Below are 19,875 nucleotides of genomic sequence, written 5' to 3' on the forward strand. Positions count from 1 at the left end.
GAAGCCAGATAATAACGCTTGCCAGCAAGTACCCTGACTTCATTTACCGTGGACACTAAGGACGTCAGACTGACGTCCTCTGCCGCCACTAAGCTTAACTGAAACAATGTCCCTGTCCCCATGTTTCAAAGCCTTCTACTCTAATTCCCTACCAACTGAACCCAAACTTTCCTTTTCCGGGGGCCATCAAACTCACAAAAATAAATCCCCTGCCACGTCCCCAGACATAACCGTCGCTCTGCAACAGGAACGGTTACTGAGCAGCCGATAAGGGAGCTTTTTACATGCGCCGGCGAATTTCCTTCGCCATGATGGTAGGGCAGGTCTGGAATCATCCGGTTCAATGCTGCCAACATATCGGTCACTACATCAGGATCGGCATTTTCATTTATTGTTACTGCTGCCGTGGTATGAGGGACAAAGATCTGGCAAATACCATGCTGTATTTTGCCTTCTTCAACTATCTTTTGAACCTGCTCTGTAATTTCTAAAAACCCCTCAACGGGAGTGTTTAGTAGGATTTTCTCCATTTATTCCACCTCACAATATTAGCTTTATGGATAGATTTTACAAGCAAGCCACACTCTTGCCTGCGATATTTTCTCTAATTCATTAATTTATCGATATATTCCTTTAAAACGATTATGAATCCATCATTTTTCATCTCTTACCTTTTCGTCCACAATTAAGTTGATAAAAAAGGAACGCCTCTGCCGTCAAGATACTTATCAAAAATGAGCGTCAACCCCGCGTTGCAAGGGGTTGACGCTCATTAAATAAAGTTTACACTTCTTCTACCCGAGCGAAGTCGATAACTTATTTACTGCAACTGCCATCGCAATACGGCTTGTTACCTGATTTGCCGCAGCCACAGATAGCAACGGTCTTACCTTTCTCCATCTGTATAATTTCTGGCTCCTTACCTGTTCCTTGATGAGAGCCGTCGCAGTAAGGTGCATTTCCTGTTTTTCCGCAAGTGCAAACAGCTTGTGTTTTCGGTTCTTCTGGTAACATATAAGGACTTTTCCTATCGTACATTCCCATGGACATACCTCCTTTAATAAAGCTAGTATGTGCGACGAAACTTATAGTATTCAGCCTGATTAAAACTTACTTGTAAACTTTACACGTTCTTTAACAGTCAAACTCCTGTCAAATTATTAAGTCTGACAGGAGTTTGACTGTTTATCTGTCTAGAAATCGATAAGCTCTGGTTTGTAGTCGTCAGGCAATTCTTCTTCATTTAAAAATTTGAAATTATCATCATTTAGTATTGGTATAAAAATATCGTATGGAATCATCGAAAACTCACAGGCATAATTACTGGCTCCAAACCACATGCCCGCTTTGCTGCTTAAATTTAACCCTCTTGCAAACTTTGTATAGTTTGAGCAATCATGAACTGCTAAATCCCAGTTTTCTTCATCAGCTATTTTCATGAATTTCAAAGTTAATTCCCTGCTCCAAATTGGCGATATATAGCCATGTCTGGAAATGTACATATTTTCCCCATAATAATTGCTGATGTTTTTCTCATTTAAATGTAATTCCGCACAATTGATAAAATCCAGTTTTGTTTCGAAAATTGCTTGTTTTTTCTTGAAAAATGCTTCAAAAAACTCAGGCGTCATTGGAGTCTCAATACCTACATGTTTAATGTGTTTTTTCGCTAAGCCAATATTTTCAATTACTTTGTCCGAACAATTCGAAGCACCTAGATTGAAACGTATCTCATTAAGACCGGCATCACCTAATGCTTTCAAGGTCTCTTCTGTTGCTAAAGTGCCATTTGTGTATAAATGTTGATGAATTTGAGCATTACTAAACTTTTTTATAACCGAATAATATTTTTCAATTTCCATAAAAGGTTCTAAATAAACGTAGGAAATGCCGGTAGGTTTTTGGTAAATGGAAAGCAGCAAGTCTATATCCTTCTCGTAAAACTTTGTGCCGCCAATTTCCCACATGCCTTCTCCAACTGGATGAATAGCTTCTAGTTCGCCGTAATTATAACAGAATTTACACTCTAAATTACATTTGTTCGTTTTTCTAATTGCACTCAAACCAGTGCCTAATAGGCAAGAACGACATCCTTTGGGGAATTTGCTTTCATTTCCTACAAAAAAAGTTCTATTATTTAAAGTCTTCAAACCTTTAATTTCTGACATTAACGTATCATTTCGATGATCAACCGCTGCCTCAATTTGCGCAAAGGTAGCATAAATGATTTCTTCATGTTTTATACTAATTTCCGCTTCCTCAGGCAATTGTGAAAAGAAATCAAACCATATCAACGCATCATTCTTTGAAATTTTCATAACTTATCCGCCTATCTATTAATCTATACTTCGCATTATTCGCCAATTGTGAATGCCATTTCAATTATAATGGGTTACGCATCAGTTTACAACAAAGTTGACGGGAATGTCGGCGTTTAACCGCGACCCCAATTAAGAAAACTGACGCCGCTTGAAAAACGACGCCAGTTCGCGTAATAAATTCTTTAAAACTTAGTCGTAAAACCCAAGGAGATTCCGCGGGAATCATACCCTGGATTGTGAGTTTTAAAACCATTAGAAACGTGTACTACCATATACCCGAGATTTACTGATGAGTTATCGTTGATTTTATAAATGAATTGCGGCCCGATCCGCCACATGAAATTATAGTATCTTCCGCCAGCTGGAAATACCTTATCGTATATAATTAATCCGCCGCTAACATCTAACGCCATTGATAGTTTCTCGGACTGAGGCTTTTCATAGCGAATCATATAGGTAGGACCGATACCGACTGCGGAGCTATTTCTGGTTTGGTTATTTACGGTTATGTCTCCATGCGGACGAGTAATAGTGATACCGCGATAGATAGACTTATTTTTTTTCTCCGAAATCTTTTCAAGTATATGTAGTGATACCGTATCAAGGTTGGCAGCATCATTGTATGAAGTCAGGTAGTCCCAATCCAGCTCGACATTAGAATCAGCCGCGTATGACTTTTCCGGCATGAAAACCAGAAAAAAGTTAATTACAATTATCAAACAAACTAATCTACGCATAATAAAGACACTCCTTGGCATGAAATTCATTGCTGGCTAGATAGTTAAGTTATACAAATAACTTATGTTCTTTTCAAATCAGCCATGATTATTATTCTATATTGGAATTGTTACTTCCTTCATTCTGGTAATTTGGAATAGATTGTTACTTAAAAGCACTATAGTATGTTATAACTTATAGGTCTTACAGCTGGGAAGCACGTTGACGGGTGTCTGCAAGCATTGTAGAAATTCGACATTTTGCCATGATGCGGACGCTAGCTGAGACAGCAGCTTCACTAGGTTAATAGATTTGAACACCGCAATGTAGGAATGCCGTAATTGGAAGATACTCACGATTACTGTTATAAGATGTAAATTAGGACAACCTTAAGTCAGAATTCGCTTGTTGTTATGGAATAAAATACCAATTAAGATAGAGGTGGACGTTTTCTTCAACTATTAAAATAATCCCAGGATCGGGGTGTAACAGGGATGGAAGTGTCAAATACCTCTTTTGCATTTTTCAATGAAAAAGTTGCCTTTTATTGTTTGCTGCAGGCTTTTGGGATAGGGAGGCATGATAAAGTGCTGCTGCCTGCCTATACAAGTTCATTCGTTCCGCAAACGGTGAGCTATACCGCGGCTATTCCTGAGTTTGTTGAGTTTGATCCGTCGAGTTATAATTCACTTTTAAAACATTATGTCCAAGCCTACGAAAATATTAGCGCAAAAAAAGAAAAGGGAAAATTGGCTGCTCTGCTTATCCACCATACTTACGGCAGCCCCAATCCGGAAACTGAAAAAATAGTCAATTGGGCCAAAGAAAAAGGCTTATTAGTTTTTGAATATTGCGAGTATGCTCCACAACTAGACAGTAACGGCAGGGCCTTAGGGACCTATGGTGACGGAGCGTTTTTCTCCTTTGGATCGCAGGGTATTGCGCATGTGACAAATCCTAAATATCTAGGTATTATGGCAGCAATGGAATCAGTTGCTCCTAAGCCGACCAAGCCAGAAGCTTTAGGAATAATAATTCGTTATTCGTTGCGATATTTACTAAACAAATATCGCAGTTTCAGGCTTGCGGTAAGCTATTTAGCAAGGGTCAGCCCGCTGTTTGGTTCAGAATTCTTAAGCCATGAGCCCTCACAGCGAGAGTTCTTTAAAGGAGTATGCACCATTCAACACCGGCTCTCAAAGTACTATGCAAAGCAGTTTGATACAGTTATTGCTCATAGGAAACAGTTGGCTTTGTACTACGGTGAATTGCTAAGAAAGCGTGGTTTGACTGTCTACGAATATTCAGAAGGAGCAATATTATCAAATTATCCGGTAAAAGTGACAAACAGACAAGCGTGCCTTGAAGCTGCGGCCGCTGCCGGACTTGAGTTTGGCCAAGGGTTGAATTATCCTCTATTCCAATATGGCGAAGAATATTATGATTGGGATAATGATTTAGAATCAAGCGCGCTTTCTGGTGGCGTTGAAGTTGTTTGTCTTCCCTTGCATAGTCAGGTCACTAGAGCTTATGCTGAGGAACTTGTAGGCTTTTTGGAATGTTTTATTAAAGGAATTGACTATCAACCGGTCGGCAGGTTCGAGAATATCAGGTCTAAAATAGCTTCTATGCCGTTCACCTTTGAACATATCGGCGATAAAGCTAGCCAATTTCTCCGCAGAATCTCATGGCTAAGCTATAAGTCTTGATACAGGCAAAAAACCTCAATCCTAAGATCCGGGGTGAGGCTTTTTGGCACTGTTATCCTAATTAGTTTTCTTTTAGATATGTTTTACCAAGGAGGCGGCAATACCAATATACTGTGACGGGGTCAGGGCCAGTAGGCGTTTTTTGTCTGCTTCCGGCAATGCTACACTTTCGATAAAAGCCTTAATGTCTTCTTCGCTGATGCCTTTGCCGCGGGTAATGGCTTTAAGTTTATCGTAGGAATTGGCATGTCCGTGTTTGCGCATTACTGTCTGCACCGCTTCAGCTAGTACTTCCCAAGCATGATTCAAATCGGCAGCAAGGGCCTCATTATTGACGGCTGTTTTTCTAAGGCCTTTTAGGGTATAAGTAATTGCAATATAGGAATGACCAATACCTGTGCCAATGTTGCGTAATGCCGAAGAGTCGCTTAAGTCGCGCTGCAGGCGGGAAATAGGCAGTTTGTTGGCCAAATGGTCAAGCACTGCGTTGCTTAGACCAAGGTTTGCCTCTGAGTTTTCGAAGTCGATGGGGTTAACTTTATGCGGCATGGTAGAAGAACCTACTTCACCGGCAATCGCTTTTTGCTTGAAGTAGCCAAGCGAGATGTAGAGCCACATATCGCGGTCAAAATCCAGAAGAATATTATTAAACCGCGTGAGAGCATGGAATGATTCAGCCACATAATCATGTGATTCAATCTGGGTAGTCAATGGGTTATAGGTCAATCCCAGGCCTTCGACAAAAGAACGGGAAGCCGCTTCCCAATCTACTTCCGGATAGGCAATGCTGTGAGCGTTGAAGTTGCCTACTGCACCGTTGAATTTGCCTAGATATTCCTGAGAACGAATTTGTTTTAGTTGGCGGTTCCAGCGGTAAACAAACACAGCCAGCTCTTTGCCTACTGTTGTGGGCGAGGCTGATTGTCCGTGCGTGCGGGCCAGCATGGATATAGCTTTTTCTTCTTCTGCCATAGTGGTAACGGTTTGAACAAGGTTTTCGGCCGCAGGAAGCCACACATCTTCGATGCCGTGCTTCAGCATCAGTGCATAGGAAAGATTGTTAATATCTTCTGATGTGCAGGCAAAATGGATGAATTCCAGGATGTCAGCTAGCGACATAGTACCTAGGGTTTCACGAAGAAAATATTCGACCGCTTTTACATCATGATTGGTGGTGCGTTCAATTTCTTTAATCCGTAGAGCGGCATTGTCATCAAAATTTTTAACAATGTTACGTAAAAAGGTAATTTCTTCTGGTGTAAATTGGCGGATTTCAGCAAAGGCAGGATTGCTTGCCATGGCGATGAGCCATTCGACTTCTACATGAATTCGATATTTTATCAAAGCCCATTCCGAGAAATAGTCGCCTAAAGGCTGAGTAATAGCGCCATACCGCCCATCCAGCGGTGAAAGTGATTTAATGCTCAATTTTATCCCTCACTATTCTTTCAAATTAGCTTTATCCAGGGTAAGTCCCCAAAAGTATATGCCTAGTATATAACATTACAGCCTTAAAATGCCACATTGTAAAGAATTTTTTACAAAAAACGTATTCGAATACCATTTTGTAATAATTTAAATAGTACCTTTAATTAAAACGATATCATGGAAGGCGAAAAGCAGCTTCACCTTAGTTGCGTAGGGGTGAGGCTGCTTTTATATTGAACGTCAACTGTTATTCTTAGGATAATTTTGTAAGTGATAGATAGCCAAGCAATAATGGCTTCATTCGGGAATAAAAATCATATAAAAGTGTATTTCGGCATATTGGGGATTAATGCTGGAATTCGTTTACGCTGGAGGGTGAGAGGATGTGTACTGGTCTTGAAGAAAGAGCCGCTAAACGCCTGGAAAAACTGGCTGACCGACTAGAAGCTCTGCAGATCGCCAGCTATATAGAGCTGTTGGAAAAACCACGCAAGCTGATAATAACTAATTTCGTAGCTGGTATCTTCCGCGGACTGGGTTTTGCACTCGGTACAACGATCGTGTTTGCCATTATAATTGAAATGCTGCGGAGAATAATTTTATTAAATGTTCCGCTCCTCAGCAACTATCTTGTGGATGTTATCCGGATGATCGAGCAAAATAAATAACTGCACTACGAGAACCCATGCTTCTATATTGGGGTAACAGGAGCAATGAGCTGTATACTGTTTAAATTTATGGCAATGATTCCAGTTAGGGTTATGAATGTGGGGTTAGGGCCGTTAGTACCGGGAGCGATTATTGTAACCCCAGATGCCCCTAGGTCGAGCAGGATAAAGTCAGGTGAGCAGTCGAGCTCGATATTGGTTGGTGAGAAAGGAAAGGGATTTACCTGAAGGCGGTCGTCGGTCTCTGCAACTAGCGATCCGGTTAGTACGTAGGAAATTCCGCCAGTACCGTTGTTTGCGGTGGCGCCATTATTTAATACAACGCGAACCTGTATTCCTGGAAGAATTTTCAAACCTTGAAGAAACTTTAGAAAACTGCTGGACATAACAGTCAACTCCTCTTCGAATTGATGCTTTTATTGTAATATATTAACTTGTTTAGTTAAGTGTGACGAAGCGGATGATTTACCCCAGGGCGCGCAATAATATTTTGGGAAATTCTATTGACACACCCAGCTTGTTCCAGATATAATGAAATTATTACTAACAGATAATAATTATCCATTCAAGCTCAACGAATTGCAGTTTCGCAAGATTGAGCAGTTTTCAAATCAAGTAATAATTTTTAGGAGGGAAATTTATTATGAGTTTAGACGTTTACAGGTGTTCTGAGTGTGGCCATACATTAGAAGTTATCGAAAAGGGAAAGCCGCAGCTAGTTTGCAATGGCAGCTCTTATGCGCTGACGTGCTCAAAGGCCAATGCTCAAGTCACTTGTTGTGAGAAACTGATGGAGCTTTTAATACCAAATACTGTAGATGCTTCATCCGAAAAGCATGTCCCGGTGGCCGAGTTTGGTGATGACGGGGGATTGGTTGTTAAGGTTGGCAGCGTGGTTCATCCGATGACGGCCCAACATTATATTCAATGGATTGCTGTTGTTTCCGGCAATAGCGTGCAACGAGTAAATCTAGTAGACGGGCAGCCGCCAGAAGCTGCTTTCTGTGTAGGCGAGGCGAATGAGCTAGACATGTATGCTTATTGCAATCTTCATGGGCTGTGGAAAGCAACTATAAGGAGATAGTAAGATTAACGGTCTGAATAACATATAGGATTGATTAAAATAATTCAAAAAAACAATGCGGGCACGTGTCCCGCGATTTTTTTTGGATATGGTTGCCTTCAACATCGATATGAACTAGAATAAATACATTATGAGACATAACATTTTACTATTACTTGCAGCCATTATCTGGGGATTTGCGTTCGTAGCTCAGCGAGTTGGCATGGATTATGTGGGACCCTATACATTCAACGGCGTCCGGTTTGCCCTGGGCAGCCTTTCGCTGCTGCCACTGATTTACTATTTTAATGGACGTGGGCAACAGGATGAACCAGATAATTATTTGACTGTCCGTATCGGAATAATAGCTGGTTCCGTCTTATTTATCGCCGCAACGCTGCAGCAGATAGGACTAATGTATACGACGGCCGGTAAAGCCGCGTTTATTACCTGTCTATATATTGTACTTGTTCCGTTGGCAGGCCTATTCTTGCGCCAGAAGGTTTCGCCTTATACCTGGTTCGGCTGCCTTTTGGCCTTAGTCGGTCTTTTTCTGCTTTGTATCAAAGAAGAACTTACGATTGCCTATGGCGATATGTTGGAGTTAATCGGTGCTTTATTTTGGGCGGCCCATATTCTAATCATTGATCGATATGCTAACAGGGTTAATGTGCTTAAACTTTCTTGCTGCCAATTCGCAGTATGTTCTGTACTGAGCCTTGCTGTGGCTTTTTCGCTTGAGACTATAACCTTTACAGGTATTTCTCAAGCTGCGGTTCCGCTCCTATATGGCGGCCTATTATCTGTTGGCGTTGCCTACACGCTGCAGGTGATAGGGCAGAAAAATGCTTCGCCGTCCCATGCGGCAATCATTCTCAGCATGGAAACTGTATTTGCGGCTATCGGCGGCTATTTAATTCTGGACGAACAACTTAGCGCCGCCGAGCTATTAGGCTGTACTTTCATGTTTGGCGGAATGCTGCTGTCGCAATTGCAAAGTATTCTGGCTATTGGAAAACAAAATACCGCCCAACCGGGCGGGTTCCAGCAATAATTAAAAGGTGAAACCAAAGGTTTCACCTTTTAATTATTGCTGGAACTGTTGTAGAAGAGCCGACGGCGTTTTGCGAAATGCCATCTCGAACGCTGCTGTTCATATTAGCATAGGTATTTTGGTGTCCTGCCCTGTGTGCCCATGATTCCCTTCACTTCCAGCCAGTTCTAACCGGTTATGGGTTGACTAGAGAAATACTCAGAATAAGAATTGCGTCTTGGGTCGAGTTTCTTGATAGTGGCTAATTGCTGGGCTGTTTTATTGAACACATCTGTAACCGTTAATGCTTTCATACACCAGCCTTCTCCTTTGCAATCAGCTCCGCTGGCATCACAGGGACTGCAAGGCAGCGAAGCCCAAAGCACTGCAGCTTTGTCGCTGACGGGGTGCCACTTTAAGGGTGAATATGGACCAAATAAAGCTACAATAGGGACATCTGCCGATGCAGCGATGTGCATGGTCGCAGTATCCACAGTAATAAGCAAATCTGAAATGCGGATAATCGCTAATAACTCAGAGAGGTCTGTTTTTCCGCATAAATTAATTATTGGAAAATCAACTTGATTAATAAGCTCATCGGCAAACAGCAAGTCCTCCTGGCGTCCTACTACATAAAAGAATAGATGGTAGCGCTTATATAGCTTTGTTAGCAGCTCGGCAGTAAAAGAATTGGGCCAACTCTTCAAACTGCTTCTCCCGCATAGACAAAGTCCGACTAAAAACTGATTTGGCGGTATGCCCTCAAACAGACGCAGGGCTTTTTCCAACTGATCAGGCAAGCTTTTTCCGATAAAGGGCAATGCGTCAGCCTGCATATTAAAAGCGTTACGAGCTAAACCCTGGTAAAATTCTGTAACATGAGTATCATGCGAGTAAGGGACTGTTATTGAGCGGGTAAATAAAAAGCTTGATAGTATGCCCTTTCCGTTATACATTTGTTTAGCACCGACCCGCGTTGGAATACCGGCCAGAAACATCAGTATTGCGGCCCGGTCTCGGTGATCTAGCGATAATGATAGATCAAACTGTCTATTTCGCAAAAAGCGAGCTGTTTTTATTATATAGCTTAGAGAGGATCGGAAGTGATCATAATCTAGAGCCAAAACTTCATCCAAGATAGGACTGGTTTTAAATAGGTCGCTATATGGCTTGCGCACCATCAGCGTAATTTTTGCTTTTGGGAATTTTCTTTTTAAAATTTCAATCGCGCTTGTGGATAATATGGTATCCCCTAACGCCCTATCCAAAGCATAGACCAGTATGTTGCTATATTTACAGGCAGACAATCGTCAGCACCCCCTTAATTATGTGCTTGCTCTAAGCATATTAACCTATGGTTAATATATGGTCTATTTTTGAACAAACACTAGCAAAATGTTGGCTGGTAGGCTGTGACCATAGTCCTTCCGCTAAATATGAATACCCAGATAATATAAAAACTGATCAATTAACCGATGGTTTACTTGTTGATTTGCGATAACAGGGATCATGTCGGGTAACATTTTCGGATCATCAACATGGTGCACAATGCCTGGTACATTATAGAAAGCGTTGCCGAGGGTAATAACCGGTTTGTGCTGGATTAGGGCTTCGATACCTACCGTAGAATTGATGGTTATAATGCCGGCTGCCTGTTTAATGAGAGTCTGTGTAGGATAGTAGCGTAAGAACAGCGCCTTTTTTTTTCGGCAGGTTTGCTCTATTTTGCTATAGTCAATTCGCCCTGAATCTGACGGATGTGCTTTTACGACAATCGATATAGGTATATCACTACATATGTTGTATTGTTCAACAGCGGTAGTTACGCAATCTACGAGTTGATCCATAGATTTGATATTTGGTGAATGAAGCAAAATCTGTGTATCGTCATGGACTTGCAGGGGGATAAGGATGTAATGCTCCGGAAGGCTGACGGCGTCATGTTCAGGTGATTGGTTGCTTAGTTTTAATCGATCATACCATTTGCGTTTGATTGTTCGTGCAACTGGCCGTTCTTTGCGTATCTTCTCGAGTTTCGCCTCATCTATCTCAACGGTTTCATAAAAGGATTTGCTCAATCCTACGAGACTATTATGATTGTTTACACCTTTAGGATCTACTACTGTTGTTCCGGGAAGATAGCCATTTTCAAAATAGAGAGTTTTTTTACCAAGTTTTTTTGCTATTATAGTTGCCGCAGCCAGCGGTATGAGGCTGCCATTCCATACGCAGACGAGATCGATATGCTTACTGGTAATGTAGTTGTAAAAGTAATGTATTGCGGCGATGGCTTGACGATACAACGCATTTTCACGTTGAAACAGCCGTTGTATTGATGTCATCCCTCGGTACTTATTTTTTAGTTTCATATAATTTAAGATATTATTAATATCTTCAGGCAGTATATTTAATTTTTTCGGTATAGGGGTTATTGGCAAAAATGTGCTGATTGCATGAGAAAGGGCATAGTGTACATGGTTTACTTCATATCGAGAACTTAAAGCAGCCTGCAGAGCGTGGAAATACCGTTTTTGATGCCCGTTTATGGATATAAAAAGAATTGTTTTTTTAAAGGCCACAGTAAATATACCCCATTCCGTTAAAGTGTTAATTAGGGATCTTAGGGCTTACTAATTATTTACAGGATATACAGATTCTTCCAATTACATCAATATTCCTCCTTCGCGCTTCAGTTTCTTTGCATTTATCGCAGGTCCTTGCTTATTATAGGTACCTTAAGGCTATTATCGAGGTGAGGGCCCTATCTAATATCAAAGGATTATTGTATTATTGCGATGTACAAAAAATAAAAAATTTAATTAAATTTAATAAATCGTAAAATGGATATTGAAATATTTACAGAGTATGTTATAATGGGCTTCAATAATATCTAATGACATTGAAGAGGAAAAGTAGGCATTTTGACCTTGCTACAGAGAACCGGCGGTGTTGAGAAGCCGGTACAAGAAAGATGCTGAAGTTCTCCTTGGAGTTGCGAAGCTGAATTTTCGGTAAAGGCTGAAATAGTAGGTGACGCCGTAAACCATCACGTTATAGATGGAGGGTATCGGCTAAGTGCCTGTACCTGAAAAGTTGATTCGTTATCTAACGAATAACAAAGGTGGTACCGCGAGATAACTCTCGTCCTTTCAAGGACTGGAGTTTTTTTGTTTTTAAAAAGACAATTTGCCATTTTAAAGAAGAGGGGGTCATCGTTATGTATTGGAACAACTATATCGAAAAGCTCAGCCGAGCAGAAATGACAGCAATCCAGTCTAGTGCGCTGTGCGATTTAGTCCAAAGAGTATATTCGCAGGTGCCTTCATATCGTGAAAAATTTCAGGCTGCCGGGCTGTTGCCGGAAGATATTCAGGGTATAGGTGATATTCACAAATTGCCGTTCACAACAAAGCAGGATTTGCGGGATAACTATCCATATGGCTTGTTTGCCTTGCCAATGAGCGAGATTGTCCGAATCCATGCTTCTAGTGGTACAACCGGTAAGCCGACTGTTGTTGGTTATACAAAGCGCGACCTAAATATGTGGGCTGAAGTTATGGCCAGAGCGTTAACAGCAGTAGGTGTTACCAATAAATCGTTTATTCAAAATGCTTATGGTTATGGGCTGTTTACCGGTGCGTTGGGTGTCCATTATGGCGCCGAGTTAATTGGGGGATCGCTTATTCCTACCTCTGTCGGCAACACGGCACGGCAGATTACCTTGATGAAAGATTTCGGCACCAGTGTTCTGGCTTGTACGCCTTCATATGCCCTTCATATCGCTGAAGTGATGCGGGAGGTAGGCGTTGATTGCCGGGAACTTCCACTGCAGGTTGGAATTTTTGGGGCTGAACCGTGGTCGGAGCAAATGCGGCAGGAGATTCAGCGTCAGCTTAATATAAAGGCTTATGATATATACGGATTAAGCGAAATCATTGGCCCGGGTGTTGCCTGCGAATGTACTGCCCAAGATGGTTTGCATATAAATGAAGACCATTTCTATCCGGAAATTATTAACCCAGTAACCGGCGAGGTACTGCCTGACGGAGAAAGTGGTGAGTTGGTTATAACCACCCTGACTAAGGAAGGTTTGCCCCTTATTCGTTATCGCACTCGAGATTTAACAGTGCTTAATCGAGAGGTTTGCTCCTGTGGCAGAACACTGGTCAGAATGAGCAAAGTTATGGGACGTAGCGATGATATGCTGATAATCGGGGGTGTTAATGTATTTCCATCCCAGGTCGAAAGTGTTTTGCTCGATATGGGAATGGCGCCGCATTATCAACTGATTGTCGAGCGTATTGATAATCTCGACAAATTGACTATTCTGGTGGAAATTACGGAAGAAGTGTTTACTGATGAAATCCGGGGTCTTGAAATCCTTGAACACAAGCTGCAAAAAAAGATGAGTGAGCTTTTAGGTATCTCCAGTAAAGTAAAGCTGGTTTCGAAAAAAACCATTGAACGCAGTGAAGGAAAGGCTAAACGGGTTATCGATAAGCGGAAAATATAAAAAGGGGGTAATAAGAATGAACATTATTGAGCAAATCTCAACGTTTGTTGAAAATCGCCCTGGTGCTTTTCGGGAAGTATTACAAGTCGCCCAAACTAATAACATTAATATTAAAGCGTTATCGATGGCGGATACTTCCGATTTCGGCATTCTGCGGTTTATAGTGCCTAACCCCGCCGAGCTAGGAGAAATATTGCGCGAGGCCGGCTTCATTGTAAAAAGAACACCGGTGCTCGCAATAACTATTGGTGACAAACCAGGCAACCTTTTAATTTATGTTAACAAGCTAAGTGAAGCCGATATAAATATTGAGTATGTTTATGCCTTTACCACTACAAGTAACCATGTAGCAAAGGTAGTAATGAAAGTCGATGATGTTGAGCGGGCAGTAGCCATTCTGAGTAATGATACAGAAATTAAAGATTGCCTCCGGACAAAAGACAATGTTGATTTCTATTGGTAAAAGTCCGGATTATACAGTTAATAATGGTCAGTGATTATTGAGCATTAGGAGGAAAAATGAAGCGCGGAGATTTTTTATGGTTGGCTATATTATGCGCTGTTTCGTCAATTATGATAGTGCCGTCAAGCCACCAAATATTTGTAAGTGCTACTAAAGAGCATCCGTATATTATGGGCTTTGGAAAATTTGCTGTTTTAGCAACTATGGGCGAGCTGCTAGCTATTCGCATTGCTATGGGGGAATGGAAGCGACCTGCGGGGGTAGTCTACCGCAGCATAATATGGGGTCTAATCGGTATATTGATTGTTTTGATGTTTGAAGTGTTTTCCAGTGGAGTTGCCGGAGCATTGTCAAAAGGACTGTTATGGTCCGGGGATACATTCTCAGCTAAAATATGGACCGCTTTTTGGATAGGCGCTATCATGAATCTGGCTTTTGGTCCTGCATTCATGACTCTTCATCGGATAACTGACACTTATATCGATATTATTTGCGGTGAGAATGTGCCGCTCAGAAGTGTCAAACTGTCTGACGTAATTAGCAGAATTGATTGGCATGGCCTGGTTTCCTTCGTCATTTTAAAGACTATTCCGTATTTCTGGATACCGGCCCATACGCTCACTTTTTTATTGCCGCCCGAATACCGGGTTTTGATGGCAGCGTACTTGTCCGTAGTGCTAGGGGCTATTCTTGCCTACGGGAAAAGCAAAAAGTCCAAGGTTCAGCAAGCCGCTATCAAGTAAAATTATCTTTTGGGAGGTTTATAATGAAAAAACTATTGACCGGTAATGAAGCAGTTGCCCAGGGAGCATACGAGGCTGGCGTGACGTACGCCGCAGCTTACCCTGGGACGCCAAGTACCGAAATACTAGAGAATATTGCCGGATTCAAAAAAGATATAATCGCCGAGTGGGCCCCCAACGAAAAGGTGGCTTTGGAAAATGCTATAGGTGCCTCCATCGTGGGTGCCAGATCGCTAGCGGCCATGAAAATGGTTGGCGTAAACGTAGCAGCCGACCCGCTGTTCAGTTTTGCCTATTCAGGAACAAATGGCGGCATGGTGCTGATAACCGCTGATGATCCAAGTCTTCACTCTTCACAGAATGAACAGGATAACAGACACTACGCCAAATTTGCCAAAATAGCCATGCTTGAGCCAAGTGACAGCCAGGAATCGAAAGACATGATTAAGGCAGCTATGGAAATAAGCGAAAGATTCAATACGCCGATACTTTTTAGAATGACCACCAGAGTCTGTCACAGTAAAGGCTTGGTCGAAATTGGTGAACGAAAAGCAGACAATAAGAAACCTTATATAAAAAACCTTTCCCAATATGACCTTATTCCTGCTGTATCCAAAAGGCTGCGGGCTGAATTAGAAGAAAGATTGCGTAAGCTGGCGGCATTCGCTGATGAGACCGATTTGAACTACTTCGAATGGAATGATACTAAAATCGGGATTATTTCATCGGGCGTTGCTTATCAATATGCCAAAGAAGTTTTTGGTGAAAAAGCGTCTTATCTTAAACTTGGGTTTACCTACCCGTTGCCGGCCCAAAAAATTAAAGAATTCGCCTCCAAGGTGGAAACTCTCTATGTCATTGAAGAATTGGAACCCTACTTGGAAGAGCAGATAAAGCAAATGGGAATAACCTGTATCGGTAAAGACAAAATACCCAACATGTATGAACTTAACCCTGATATTGTTGCCAAAGGATTGACAGGGGAAGAAAATCCGCTTATCGAGTACGATAAATCCTTAATAGCCAATAGACCGCCGGTGCTTTGCGCCGGATGTCCGCACCGAGGGTTTTTCTATGAGCTCAGTAAAAAGAAAAATGTCATGATAGCTGGCGATATCGGCTGTTACGCACTGGGTGGGGCCGACCCCCTCAATGCCAAGGACCTCTGTATCTGTATGGGAGCAGCTCCGAGCATCGGACATGGCGCGCAAAAAGTCTTCAACAAATTTAATGAGAACATGCGCGTTGTTGCGACCATCGGCGACTCAACCTTCTTCCATACCGGCATCAACAGTATTATGAACATTGCCTATAATCACAGCAATACGATCACCGTTATTCTCGATAACCGGATTACCGGTATGACTGGTCACCAGGATCATCCTGGTACCGGCTTTACACTGCAGGGAATGCTGACCAAGGCGCTGCCGATTGAAGATGTCGTGAGGGCATTGGGGATTGACCATGTACGGACCGTCAACCCTCTAAAACTAACCGAGGTAAGGCAAGCCCTCGACTGGGCATTTGCTTTGAATGAACCGTCCGTTATTATTACGCGTTGGCCGTGCGTACTAAAGAAGCAGTCACCGCAGGATAAAAGGGAATTCGGCGATTATATGGCAACCTGTGAAATAGACCATGAACAGTGCATTGGCTGTAAAATGTGCATCAATACCGGCTGCCCGGCTCTCAGATTCGATCAAAACAGTGAAAAAGCAGCTATTGATCCGGTGCAGTGTGTCGGCTGCGAGGTATGTCGGCAAGTATGTCCGGTCGATGGCATAAAGAAGGTTGGTGAATAATATGGCGGATGTGAAAAATATCCTGCTAGTTGGTGTAGGCGGACAAGGCACCATTCTAGTTAGTAAAATATTATCCAATGGATTAGTAGATGCCGGCTATGACGTAAAGATGTCAGAGGTGCATGGTATGGCGCAGCGCGGCGGCAGCGTCAGCACTCAGGTAAGGTATGGGAAAAAGGTATATTCGCCGATTATCGGCAAGGGACAGGCTGATATACTTGTTTCCTTTGAAACTATGGAGGCGCTAAGGTGGCTCGACTACCTACGGCCTAACGGCAAAGCAGTCGTAAATGATTACCAGATTCCTTCCGCACCGATTCTAATGGGTAAACAGGAATATCCGGGAGGTTTGCTGGAGCTGATAAAATCCAAGGCCGATACAACGGTTATCAAGGCGGCTGAAATAGCCGAAGAACTGGGAAATGCCAAAGCCATGAATGTAGTTTTGCTCGGAGCGTTGGTACGAGCCATGGAGATTACCTATATTGATTGGGAAGAAATTATTAAAACCAGCGTTAAGGCGAGCGCCGTTAATGTTAATCTCCTTGCCTTAAGAGCAGGAATGAATGTAAAGTAATCCGATTAAAAGGAGAATTTAACATAATGGTCATAACTGAAATACTATCCCGCAATGCTATGCTGTATGGCGAAAATGTCAGCCTGATTGAAATTAATCCTGAGCTGCAGGAAAAACACGAGATTTCATGGCGTGAATACGAACTGATTGAACCAAATCCTATAGCAGGCTATCGGCGTGAAATGACTTGGCGTGAATTTGACGAAAAAGCCAACAGATTCGCCAATCTGCTGCTAAGCAATGGTGTAAATAAAGGCGACAAAGTTGCCATCCTCCTGATGAACTGTATTGAATGGCTGCCGATTTATTTTGGGATTCTTAAAAGTGGTGCTGTGGCAGTACCTTTAAACTTTCGCTATGATGCTGATGAGATAAAATACTGCTTGGAACTGTCGGAAGCCGTGACGCTGGTCTTTGGGCCGGAATTTGTCGATCGGGTAGAAATGATCAGTGGTAAAATTGACAAAATAAAAATGCAGGTTTATGTAGGGGAGAATTGCCCTGCGTTTGCTAAAAACTATCAACAGATTGAGACTTCATATTCGTCTGCTGCTCCGCAGGTCAGGCTTACTGCTGAAGACGATGCGGCGATTTATTTTTCATCAGGTACTACAGGTTTTCCTAAAGCGATACTTCATAGTCACTCTAGTCTGCTGTCCTCATGCTATACCGAGCGAAACCATCACCAACAAACGCTGGAGGATAATTTTCTGTGCATTCCGCCACTGTATCATACCGGCGCAAAAATGCATTGGTTCGGCAGCTTTTTAGCGGGAAGCAAAGCCGTTTTGCTTCGCGGTGTAAAACCAGCATGGATTCTTAAGGCCGTCTCGGAAGAAAGGGTTACAATAGTCTGGCTGCTTGTCCCCTGGGCGCAGGATATTCTTAATGCCATAGAAAGCGGCGAGGTAAATCTCAATGATTATAAGCTAGATCAGTGGCGGTTGATGCATATTGGAGCTCAGCCGGTGCCGCCAAGTTTGATTAAGCGTTGGAAAAAGTATTTCCCAAATCATCTGTATGATACTAACTATGGTTTGAGTGAGTCTATCGGGCCAGGGTGTGTTCATCTTGGCATGGAAAATATCCATAAAGTCGGGGCAATTGGAAAGCCCGGATTTAAATGGGAAGCTGCAATTGTCGATGAATCGGGCAAACCTGTTCAGCAAGGTAATGTAGGCGAACTTATTATAAAAGGGCCGGGGGTAATGAAATGTTACTACAATGACCCGCAGGCTACTGCCGCTGTATTGAAAGGTGGCTGGTTGTATACCGGCGATATGGCTCGCATGGATAAAGACGGGTTTATTTACTTGGTTGACCGTAAAAAGGATGTCATTATTTCCGGCGGCGAGAATCTTTACCCGGTTCAGATTGAAGATTTTCTCCATAGAAATGATGCTATAAAAGATGTTGCAGTTATTGGCCTGCCGGATAAGCGACTTGGTGAAATTGCCGCGGCTGTAATAGAGTTAAAACCGGATCGCAAGTGTACTGAGGAGGATATAATTAAATTCTGTGCTGCCTTGCCGCGCTATAAGCGACCGCGCAAGATAATATTCGGCGACGTTCCGCGCAACCCCACTGGAAAAATTGAAAAACCGAAGTTGCGGGAAAAATATTGTGCAGCCAACTTAATAGCAGCTCAAACTCAGAATTAAAAATAAGGTCTCATCCTTTGGAGGATTGAGACCTTATTTTTGTTGTGTTGAGAACTGCTATGCATTACAGACGACTAGCTTATAGCCATCTTAACAAACACATTATTTCTTAGTTTTGGGAGCTAATTCCTTAGAGAGTTCCATTTGCGCTTTTTTCGCGCTTTTCTTTGGCCCGCGGCCAGGTTTTTTATCACCCATACCTGTTCCCTCCCCCCTTCAGAAGTTTAGGCTAGTATATGTAAGGGAATCTCAATATATTCGTAAACTAGAACTGAGGGAAGCCCGGAGACGGCTCCTTGTTAAGATTTCACAGCCTGATCCAGGTTTGCGGAATCAGATCTTTAGTGCAGAGATCTGTATTTTCAAACCACTCATTCGGTGTAATAACGATCTTCCGCGGATGATTGTTGAGCCATGCGCCCCACCAGCTAAAAGTACTGTTGGCCGTGATTACATGCCGAGCCTGGGACATCAGCCAAATTTCTTCATAATCGCATTGAGGGTCTACTTTCTCATTAAATTCAAGGTTGGACTTGCCTACGAAGGCCTGTTTGCACCATGGTAAATCATCAGAAAAAACAAACCAGCGTAAGTTTGCGAAGCGCTGCTCAAGGTAATTCATGGCCTTATTGTAGTAGCTGAGCGGAAGCATACGATGAATAGTAGAATGGGTATAGTCTCCGTGCCGAACGTGGACGGAGACCGATTGGCAGCTGTTCATTCGTTCAGCTATTTGCAGGCTGCGAGCAGAAATGGTAGTGGGTGTGAAATCGGCCCTTATTACAGAGGCTATATCGGTAAAATACTGCTCACTCTGCCAGTAGCTTTTCCATAACAGTACACTGTCTGTAATTTCATAAATAGCGGGGTAAAAATGAAAATGAGGCTCTTGAAGGGCATATATTCCGTTGGATTGAATTAATCCGAGCAACTCTCCCGGCGAACTGATAAGAGTTGCTTCGATATTAAACTTATTTAAGGAGAACTGACGGAGGTGATTGAACTTATATAAACTCACATCGAGATATAAACGCTTATTTAATCGCAGTGCCAAAGCCCTCCCGCACGCATACTGAAACATCTGGTTTCCTAGGCCGCCAATTAACTGCACTATAACCATAAACTTCACCTTCTTCCCGCAAGTCCTATTCTTGTTATATGAAAACTCATAAAGTAT

The 19,875-nt window shown here is 42.4% G+C and carries 19 protein-coding genes and 1 other annotated feature; of the genes, 10 read left to right on the top strand and 9 right to left on the bottom strand.

Annotation, left to right across the window (positions count from 1 at the left end):
* Nucleotides 1–140 precede the first annotated feature (140 nt).
* The 4 genes from GX348_01945 to GX348_01960 form a co-directional block, all read right to left on the bottom strand.
* Nucleotides 141–530 (bottom strand): YjbQ family protein, encoded by a 390-nt coding sequence (locus tag GX348_01945; protein NLP40949.1) that lies wholly within the window; start codon nucleotides 528–530, stop codon nucleotides 141–143.
* A 286-nt stretch (nucleotides 531–816) separates the two neighbouring features.
* The gene (locus GX348_01950; GenBank protein ID NLP40950.1) at nucleotides 817–1,044 is read right to left on the bottom strand and encodes a CDGSH iron-sulfur domain-containing protein; all 228 of its coding nucleotides are present in this window, start codon (nucleotides 1,042–1,044) and stop codon (nucleotides 817–819) included.
* A gap of 149 nt (nucleotides 1,045–1,193) precedes the next feature.
* Nucleotides 1,194–2,318 carry a radical SAM protein gene (locus tag GX348_01955; GenBank protein NLP40951.1) on the bottom strand — a complete coding sequence of 375 codons (1,125 nt, stop codon included), beginning with the start codon at nucleotides 2,316–2,318 and terminating at the stop codon, nucleotides 1,194–1,196.
* A 185-nt stretch (nucleotides 2,319–2,503) separates the two neighbouring features.
* Nucleotides 2,504–3,058 (bottom strand): acyloxyacyl hydrolase, encoded by a 555-nt coding sequence (locus GX348_01960; GenBank protein ID NLP40952.1) that lies wholly within the window; start codon nucleotides 3,056–3,058, stop codon nucleotides 2,504–2,506.
* Nucleotides 3,059–3,532: 474 nt separating this feature from the next.
* On the opposite strand from GX348_01960, the gene GX348_01965 reads away from it, so the two are divergent.
* Nucleotides 3,533–4,747, top strand: a complete 1,215-nt coding sequence (locus GX348_01965; protein ID NLP40953.1) for a DegT/DnrJ/EryC1/StrS aminotransferase family protein — start codon at nucleotides 3,533–3,535, stop codon at nucleotides 4,745–4,747.
* A gap of 72 nt (nucleotides 4,748–4,819) precedes the next feature.
* On the opposite strand, the gene purB is transcribed toward GX348_01965, so the two are convergent.
* Nucleotides 4,820–6,181, bottom strand: a complete 1,362-nt coding sequence (gene purB / locus GX348_01970; GenBank protein NLP40954.1) for an adenylosuccinate lyase — start codon at nucleotides 6,179–6,181, stop codon at nucleotides 4,820–4,822.
* 377 nt (nucleotides 6,182–6,558) lie between these two features.
* On the opposite strand from purB, the gene GX348_01975 reads away from it, so the two are divergent.
* Nucleotides 6,559–6,843 carry a hypothetical protein gene (locus GX348_01975; GenBank protein NLP40955.1) on the top strand — a complete coding sequence of 95 codons (285 nt, stop codon included), beginning with the start codon at nucleotides 6,559–6,561 and terminating at the stop codon, nucleotides 6,841–6,843.
* A 23-nt stretch (nucleotides 6,844–6,866) separates the two neighbouring features.
* Here the strand turns inward: GX348_01975 and GX348_01980 are convergent, their stop codons facing one another.
* Nucleotides 6,867–7,229: a hypothetical protein gene (locus GX348_01980; protein NLP40956.1), complete on the bottom strand. Its 363-nt coding sequence runs from the start codon at nucleotides 7,227–7,229 to the stop codon at nucleotides 6,867–6,869.
* Between the two features lie 257 nt (nucleotides 7,230–7,486).
* Between GX348_01980 and GX348_01985 the strand changes: the two genes are divergently transcribed.
* Both GX348_01985 and GX348_01990 read left to right on the top strand, forming a co-directional pair.
* Nucleotides 7,487–7,927 carry a hypothetical protein gene (locus GX348_01985; GenBank protein NLP40957.1) on the top strand — a complete coding sequence of 147 codons (441 nt, stop codon included), beginning with the start codon at nucleotides 7,487–7,489 and terminating at the stop codon, nucleotides 7,925–7,927.
* A 130-nt stretch (nucleotides 7,928–8,057) separates the two neighbouring features.
* Nucleotides 8,058–8,960 (top strand): DMT family transporter, encoded by a 903-nt coding sequence (locus GX348_01990; GenBank protein NLP40958.1) that lies wholly within the window; start codon nucleotides 8,058–8,060, stop codon nucleotides 8,958–8,960.
* A 167-nt stretch (nucleotides 8,961–9,127) separates the two neighbouring features.
* Here GX348_01990 and GX348_01995 read toward each other — a convergent pair whose 3' ends face one another.
* Entirely contained in the window at nucleotides 9,128–10,246 is a 1,119-nt protein-coding gene (locus GX348_01995; protein ID NLP40959.1) for a glycosyltransferase family 9 protein, read from the bottom strand.
* A gap of 123 nt (nucleotides 10,247–10,369) precedes the next feature.
* Nucleotides 10,370–11,308 carry a hypothetical protein gene (locus GX348_02000; GenBank protein NLP40960.1) on the bottom strand — a complete coding sequence of 313 codons (939 nt, stop codon included), beginning with the start codon at nucleotides 11,306–11,308 and terminating at the stop codon, nucleotides 10,370–10,372.
* Between the two features lie 521 nt (nucleotides 11,309–11,829).
* Nucleotides 11,830–12,091: a binding site (T-box leader), on the top strand.
* 65 nt (nucleotides 12,092–12,156) lie between these two features.
* On the opposite strand from GX348_02000, the gene GX348_02005 reads away from it, so the two are divergent.
* From GX348_02005 to GX348_02030, 6 genes are read left to right on the top strand one after another with little or no spacing between them, the layout of a single operon-like run.
* Nucleotides 12,157–13,452, top strand: a complete 1,296-nt coding sequence (locus GX348_02005) for a phenylacetate--CoA ligase (GenBank protein NLP40961.1) — start codon at nucleotides 12,157–12,159, stop codon at nucleotides 13,450–13,452.
* 16 nt (nucleotides 13,453–13,468) lie between these two features.
* Entirely contained in the window at nucleotides 13,469–13,915 is a 447-nt protein-coding gene (locus tag GX348_02010; protein NLP40962.1) for an amino acid-binding protein, read from the top strand.
* Between the two features lie 56 nt (nucleotides 13,916–13,971).
* The gene (locus GX348_02015) at nucleotides 13,972–14,658 is read left to right on the top strand and encodes a hypothetical protein (protein ID NLP40963.1); all 687 of its coding nucleotides are present in this window, start codon (nucleotides 13,972–13,974) and stop codon (nucleotides 14,656–14,658) included.
* Nucleotides 14,659–14,681: 23 nt separating this feature from the next.
* Nucleotides 14,682–16,460 (top strand): indolepyruvate ferredoxin oxidoreductase subunit alpha, encoded by a 1,779-nt coding sequence (gene iorA, locus GX348_02020; GenBank protein NLP40964.1) that lies wholly within the window; start codon nucleotides 14,682–14,684, stop codon nucleotides 16,458–16,460.
* Nucleotide 16,461: 1 nt separating this feature from the next.
* On the top strand, nucleotides 16,462–17,037 hold the full coding sequence (locus GX348_02025; GenBank protein NLP40965.1) for an indolepyruvate oxidoreductase subunit beta: 576 nt from the start codon (nucleotides 16,462–16,464) through the stop codon (nucleotides 17,035–17,037).
* A 26-nt stretch (nucleotides 17,038–17,063) separates the two neighbouring features.
* Entirely contained in the window at nucleotides 17,064–18,698 is a 1,635-nt protein-coding gene (locus GX348_02030) for an acyl--CoA ligase (protein ID NLP40966.1), read from the top strand.
* A gap of 307 nt (nucleotides 18,699–19,005) precedes the next feature.
* Here GX348_02030 and GX348_02035 read toward each other — a convergent pair whose 3' ends face one another.
* Complete coding sequence (locus GX348_02035; GenBank protein NLP40967.1) at nucleotides 19,006–19,818, bottom strand: alpha-1,2-fucosyltransferase; 813 nt, start codon at nucleotides 19,816–19,818, stop codon at nucleotides 19,006–19,008.
* Nucleotides 19,819–19,875 lie beyond the last annotated feature (57 nt).

It is taken from the genome of Veillonellaceae bacterium, assembly GCA_012523975.1.
Lineage (GTDB): Bacteria > Bacillota > Negativicutes > JAAYSF01 > JAAYSF01 > JAAYSF01.